Source organism: Swingsia samuiensis, from assembly GCF_006542355.1.
GTDB lineage: Bacteria > Pseudomonadota > Alphaproteobacteria > Acetobacterales > Acetobacteraceae > Gluconobacter > Gluconobacter samuiensis.
The window spans coordinates 1,941,389-1,947,500 of the sequence record NZ_CP038141.1; the positions used below are offsets into that span (position 1 = coordinate 1,941,389).

The window sequence follows — 6,112 nt, forward strand, 5'->3', positions numbered from 1 at the left end:
TGAAGATATGTTTTCAGGAAAGATAAAACCGAAAAGATCAATGGTATTATCTTATTATTTTTAATGAGTTAAGGAGAGTTTCTATGCGTTCTCTACTTGCAGCACTATTAATTGCGACTACATTTTCTACGCCAGCTTGGGCAAGCGGCTCAAAACTACATGCTGAATGGGAAAATTTTAAAGCTCATCGAGCATTCCATCATTTGTCTGTTGATGGGCAAAAAGCTTTTGCAGATATTTTAAAGGCTCATGATTTATTGCAGGCAGGTAAAACTGATCCGGCAGTTCCTCTATTATATGATGCTCAAAAACGCCTTGCTGCCGCTCAAAAAGCAGACCAACGCTTTAAAGCAGCTGAGTCACAACTCCAGCCAGCTCCTCAGCATCAGGCTGATGCTAACCACAAAGCAACAGAAGGTACTGTGGATTGGCTTCCTCTAGGAGGAGAGTTCATCGTTAGTGAATCTCTAAGTCCAGAGAAAAAGGCAGCTGTAGCAACGGCGAATACTCAATTAAAGTCTGGAGATAGTAAGCAGGCAGCACAAACGATGCAGGTTGTAGGGGTGGATGCTGATTTCATTATAGCCCTTGCTCCATTACAGCCAACAATCGGTGCCCTTAATCGTGCAAATATCTTCACAGAAGGGCGCCAGCCGACACAGGCTTTAAGTGCTTTGGATGATATTTTAGATTCATTAGTTTTTGTTTCAGAGAATAGTATCATTCAGAATGATCCTGCTGCTGGAACATCAGCACCATCTAAATAAAGATAAAAGATGGCTATCTGTGTCTTTTTTATCAGCAGATAGCCATTTTATTCTTTTCAAAACATTAAAAAACTTAAGTAAGTGTAGAAAAAAGGGTATTTTAATGCAATATAAGAAGATCTCATTATATAAGTTGTCAAAATGAATAAAAATCTACCTTTTTCAGGTGAGCCTACTTTATCTCAACCGATTGCTCTTTTAACTGGCGCGAGTGGAGGGATTGGAAAAGAATTAACCCATTTTTTATTAAAACAAGGGTACCATGTTGTTCTCCCATTAAGAAATCTTGAAAAAGCGTATAAAATATTTGGGAAAGAGCATAAAAATATCACTTATATCGAATGTGATTTATCGCAGCAATTGGACTTGGGTAAAGTCAGTCGTGCTGTTCATGATTTGGGTGGAAGAGTTGAGAAAGTCATTCACTGTGCAGGCTGCATTGCTCCAGAGAATATTGACGCCATACAGTCAGAAAATGTAACGGCTCAACTGACGATTAATTTGTATGCGCCAATATTATTAACGACAGAATTATATCCTTTTTTCCGAAAAGGAACGCATATTGTTTTTGTTAATTCAGTTGCAGGGGCTTTACCATTAGAGGGGAGTAGCATCTATACAGCCTCTAAATTTGGGCTACGTGGTTTTGCGCGTGCACTTCAGCTCGATGTTCGGAAGAAAGGGATAGGTGTGTCTTCCATTTTTCTAGGAGCAGTTGATACTCCGATGTTAGAAAAAGAGATGGAAGATGGTGGTTCTATTTTGAATTTTGTGAGCCAGCCAGCAGATCCTTATTATGTAGCAAAACTAATTATGAAATTGTCTAGAACATCAGGGAAAGAGTTGTTCTTGCCCAGAATAGATGGATTCTTCGCTCACGCTTGCCTCCTGATGCCGTGGTTACTACGGTTGAGTTCTCCTATTTTAATGTATTTTGGAAAAAGAGGGCTTCTTCAATTTCAAAAGAAAAGAGCAAAATAGTCATTTTCGTTTTGGGGTTAGTTTTAAGAACAAGAATGGAACAAAAAAGTAAACGGCAACCAATGCAATTAACGGCCTTACAAGCCAATTCATGTCCACCTTGAGTAAGGTGGACGTGAACATATTGGCAAGGCCGATCACACAAGAAACACAGAAGAAACCGATTACATTCGCTAAGAATGTACGGTTTGCATTAATGTCATGCATTTGAGAAAGGAGGGTCGTCTTGGGGAGAGGGGCCATAACGCAATCTTTCTTAGACTGTAAAATATTTCGCTTTTGGATTGAGTATCACAAGAGCAGATGTTGATTGTTCTGGATGAAGCTGAAAACCGTCAGAAAGAGAAATACCGATTTTATCAGCATTCAATAGCTTTAAGATCGGTTCTTGGTCTTCTAACCGTGGGCAAGCCGGGTATCCAAATGAATAGCGGGATCCTCGATAGGATTGAGCTAACATTTTTTCCATGTCCTTATCGTCTTCGGCTGCGAAACCTAATTCGGCTCTAATTCTTTTATGTGTATATTCGGCCATTGCTTCTGCCATTTCGACAGAGAGGCCGTGTAGATAGAGATAATCTTGGTAACGGTTTTCCTCAAACCATTCTCGCGCGAGGTCGGAAGCTTTTTGACCGACCGTAACGACTTGTAAACCAACTACATCTCGATGCTCGTCATTTACGTCACGGACAAAGTCAGCAATGCATTCGCCGTCGTCTTTAGGCTGACGCGGTAAAGTGAAGCGAGCTACTTCGCGCTGTCCATCTTCTTCAAACAGGATGAGATCATTACCTTCCCCGGCGGCTTTCCAGTAACCATAACTTGCTTGGGGAGTTAAAATATTTTGTTCAGCATTTAAAGCAAGCATACGCTTGAGAACAGGGCGTAACTCTACTTTTGCGTATTGCATAAACTCCTCAAGCGAGCGTCCTTGCTTTCGGAAACCCCATTGGAATTGATACAAAGACCGTTCGTTTAGGAATGGTAAAACTGCATTTGCGGATGCCTCAACGATACGATTTCCCCAAAAAGGTGGTTCAATGAGAGGTAAGGAACCTGAGATACGTTCACGACGCGCATGAGCTTCTGCTTTATTAACGGGTGTAAAGCCCCGTGTCTCAGCCGTCTCAGGAGCGCGGGCATTTTTTCTACTGGATTTTCCTGCGCGTCGTGTTTGGATTGCATTTAAATAATGATCAAATTCTTTTTGAGCGACTTTATCCATCAACGAAAGACCATCAAAGGCATCACGAGCGTAAGCAACGCGACCGGGTTCAGTTCCGCCGTAGGAAAGAGCACATTCTTCTTCTACATAGTTACGTGTGAGAGCCGCACCACCTAGAATAACGGGAGTAGTAATGCCTTGACGGTGCATTTCTTCTAGGTTTTCTCGCATAATAACGGTCGATTTTACGAGGAGGCCTGACATCCCGATAGCATCTGCTTTATGTTCTTTTGCAGCTGCAATCATATCAGCTAGAGGGACTTTAATTCCCAGATTAATGACTTGGTAGCCATTATTCGTCAAAATGATATCAACTAAGTTCTTTCCAATATCATGAACATCGCCTTTTACCGTGGCAAGAACCATGGTTCCTCGGTGCTGACCTTCCACTTTTTCCATGTATGGCTCAAGCCAAGCGACTGCTGTTTTCATAGTTTCAGCAGATTGTAGAACAAAGGGAAGTTGCATTTTCCCAGAGCCAAATAACTCTCCAACGACCTTCATACCATCCAGTAAAACTGTATTGATGATATCAATAGGCGCCATTTCTTGCATGGCCGCTTCGAGATCCTCTTCAATGCCTTTTCGGTCACCATCAACAATACGGTCTTTCAAGCGCTCAGCAGGAGTTTCTGCTCGTCGTTTTTTGACGGCATCTGCGGCTTTACGTCCAGAAAAGAGTTCTAATAGCTTTTGGAGAGGGTCGTAATCTTCTGCTCGGCGATCAAAAATTAGGTCTTCTGCAACCTTAACTTCATTGGGGTCAATTAAATGGAGAGGCCGAATTTTAGAAACGTGAACGATGGCACCAGTCATACCCGCTTTTATGGCGTGATCCAGAAAGACTGAATTAAGAACAGCTCGTGCCGCAGGGTTTAAGCCAAACGAAATATTGGAAAGGCCAAGAATAATTTGAATATCGGGAAATTTTTCACGGATGAGACGAATACCCTCCAAGGTCCAGAGACCTAATTTGCGGTCGTCTTCTACCCCCGTTGCAATTGTAAATGTAAGAGGATCAATCATAAGGTCAGATTGAGGCAGACCGTATTGATTGCAGGCAAAATCAACTAAACGTTCAGCGATACGGAGTTTGTCTTCTGGCTCTTTTGCCATTCCAACTTCGTCAATGGTTAGACCGATCACGGCAGCACCGAATTTACGGGCTAATTTCATTCGGTCGTGTGCTTGGTCTTCTCCATCTTCAAAATTGATAGAGTTGATGATGGCTTTTCCGCCATAAAGCTTAAGAGCCGATTCAATGACAGGTGTTTCAGTTGAATCAATAACAAGCGGAGCGTTTACGGCTGCTGTGAAGCGCTGGATAACTTCATCCATTTCTGCTTTTTCGTCACGCCCAACAAAAGCAGTGCAAACATCCAAAGCATTCGAGCCTTCAGCTGTTTGTTCTCGTCCTATAGCGACACACCCATCCCAATCTCCAGCGGCTTGGAGTTCTCGCCATTTTTTAGAGCCGTTTGCATTGCAGCGTTCACCGATTGAGAAATAGCTGTTCTCTTGTCGTAATGGGACTTGAGTATATAGGCTGGATACAGAGGGCATCCATATAGCGCTTCTTTTTACAGGCCGTGGACGGATTTTTTCATTTCCAATCCGCCGAAGCATACTATCAAGAGCCTGAGTATGAGGGGTGGAGGTTCCACAGCATCCTCCAATTAAATTGAGGCCGTCTTCACGAACAAAACGTTCCATCCATGTGGCCATTTCTTGTGGGCTTAAAGGATAAACAGTTTGTCCATTTACCAGTTCTGGTAGGCCAGCATTGGGTTGCATGGAGAGAAGGCCGGGCCAATTTTCTGAAAGCCATTTTATATGTTCGGCCATCTCCTGAGGGCCAGTCGCACAGTTGAGGCCGATGGAAGGAACGTCCAAGGCGTTTACAGTTGTGGCCGCAGCAGCAATGTCTGGTCCAACCAAAAGGGTTCCGGTTGTTTCAACTGTGACTTGAACAAAAATAGGCGCTGTAGAATTCAGCTCTTTACGAGCTTTTTTTGCAGCATTAACCGCCGCTTTAATTTGTAAAGTATCTTGGCATGTTTCTATGAGGAAACCATCGACTCCCCCATCGATTAAACCGCGGCATTGCTCAGCAATTCCAGCTTCAAGAGTATCGTAATCTATATTTCCAAGGGTAGGGAGCTTGGTTCCTGGCCCTATTGATCCCATGACATAACGATGACGATCATCAGAAAATGTTTCAGCCGCTTCTCGGGCAAGAATTGCAGAGGCACGATTGATTTCACGTGTTCGGTCTTGCAAACCAAATTCAGATAACGTGATAATAGAACCGCCGAATGTATTGGTTTCAACCATATCTGCGCCGGCTTCGAAATAACCACGGTGAATTTCGCGGACAAGTTCTGGGCGTGATAGGCTAAGAATTTCTGTACAGTTTTCCTGACCCCAATAATCTTTTTCAACGTCAAGATCGAGCATTTGCACACGAGATCCCATCCCACCATCGCAGAGCAAAACCTGATCAGATAACGCATCAAGTAGGTGGGGGCGTGAAGACATTGAAAGCACTCTATATAATTTAAAGGTGACGGCAAAAGCCAACGTGTTCAGTATGTCGTATATAGCGATAGATGGAGCAGAGTAGCAAATCTGAAATTGATAGCTTGTAGGATAATGTTCAGGTTTGGATGTATCTTGTTATGAAAATTGACGGTTTTTAAAACATTTATTAATCATGTGAGTATAAATTATGACGCAGCTATCACTATACGTTTTGTCTGACAGTTACGAATGGGCAGAAGACCTTAGACAAGATTCCGTTCTTATCTCGGAAAAATTGAATAGTTCGAACTGGGCGAAGGTGGTGTATTTATCTCCCCAACAGGCGGAAAAAAAGCATGGGATAACATGTGCTTGTTGTTCGCGAGGAGAGTTAGTTACTCTTTTGTCTAATTTGTATTTGGATCATGTTTTAGGCAGGGGAAATGCATTTAAATATGTTCTCGTAGAGGGGGAGAACAGCAAGGGAATTAAAGAAGAGTTGAGGCAGGATCCTTTAGTTTCTGCACGATATAATTTTTTATAATTTTTTTTGATTTTTAGTTGACATGAAGGTGAGTGTTGCTTATAAGGCGGATCACTGACGCAGCTTTGGTGGCTT

General features: G+C 42.6%; 5 protein-coding genes. 3 read left to right on the plus strand and 2 right to left on the minus strand.

The window, feature by feature from the left end; all coding sequences use genetic code 11:
• Window positions 1-83 precede the first annotated feature (83 nt).
• Both E3D00_RS09205 and E3D00_RS09210 read left to right on the plus strand, forming a co-directional pair.
• Window positions 84-767 carry a YfdX family protein gene (locus tag E3D00_RS09205; protein WP_141461945.1) on the plus strand — a complete coding sequence of 228 codons (684 nt, stop codon included), beginning with the start codon at window positions 84-86 and terminating at the stop codon, window positions 765-767.
• A gap of 141 nt (window positions 768-908) precedes the next feature.
• Complete coding sequence (locus E3D00_RS09210; protein ID WP_141461947.1) at window positions 909-1,748, plus strand: SDR family NAD(P)-dependent oxidoreductase; 840 nt, start codon at window positions 909-911, stop codon at window positions 1,746-1,748.
• Here the strand turns inward: E3D00_RS09210 and E3D00_RS09215 are convergent, their stop codons facing one another.
• Window positions 1,749-1,991, minus strand: a complete 243-nt coding sequence (locus E3D00_RS09215) for a hypothetical protein (RefSeq protein WP_141461949.1) — start codon at window positions 1,989-1,991, stop codon at window positions 1,749-1,751.
• A gap of 13 nt (window positions 1,992-2,004) precedes the next feature.
• A complete protein-coding gene (gene metH / locus E3D00_RS09220) occupies window positions 2,005-5,511 on the minus strand; it encodes a methionine synthase (protein ID WP_141461951.1) in 3,507 nt (1,168 codons plus the stop codon).
• Between the two features lie 190 nt (window positions 5,512-5,701).
• Between metH and E3D00_RS09225 the strand changes: the two genes are divergently transcribed.
• Window positions 5,702-6,037, plus strand: coding sequence for a hypothetical protein (locus E3D00_RS09225; RefSeq protein ID WP_141461953.1), 336 nt, complete (start codon window positions 5,702-5,704; stop codon window positions 6,035-6,037).
• Window positions 6,038-6,112: the final 75 nt, after the last annotated feature.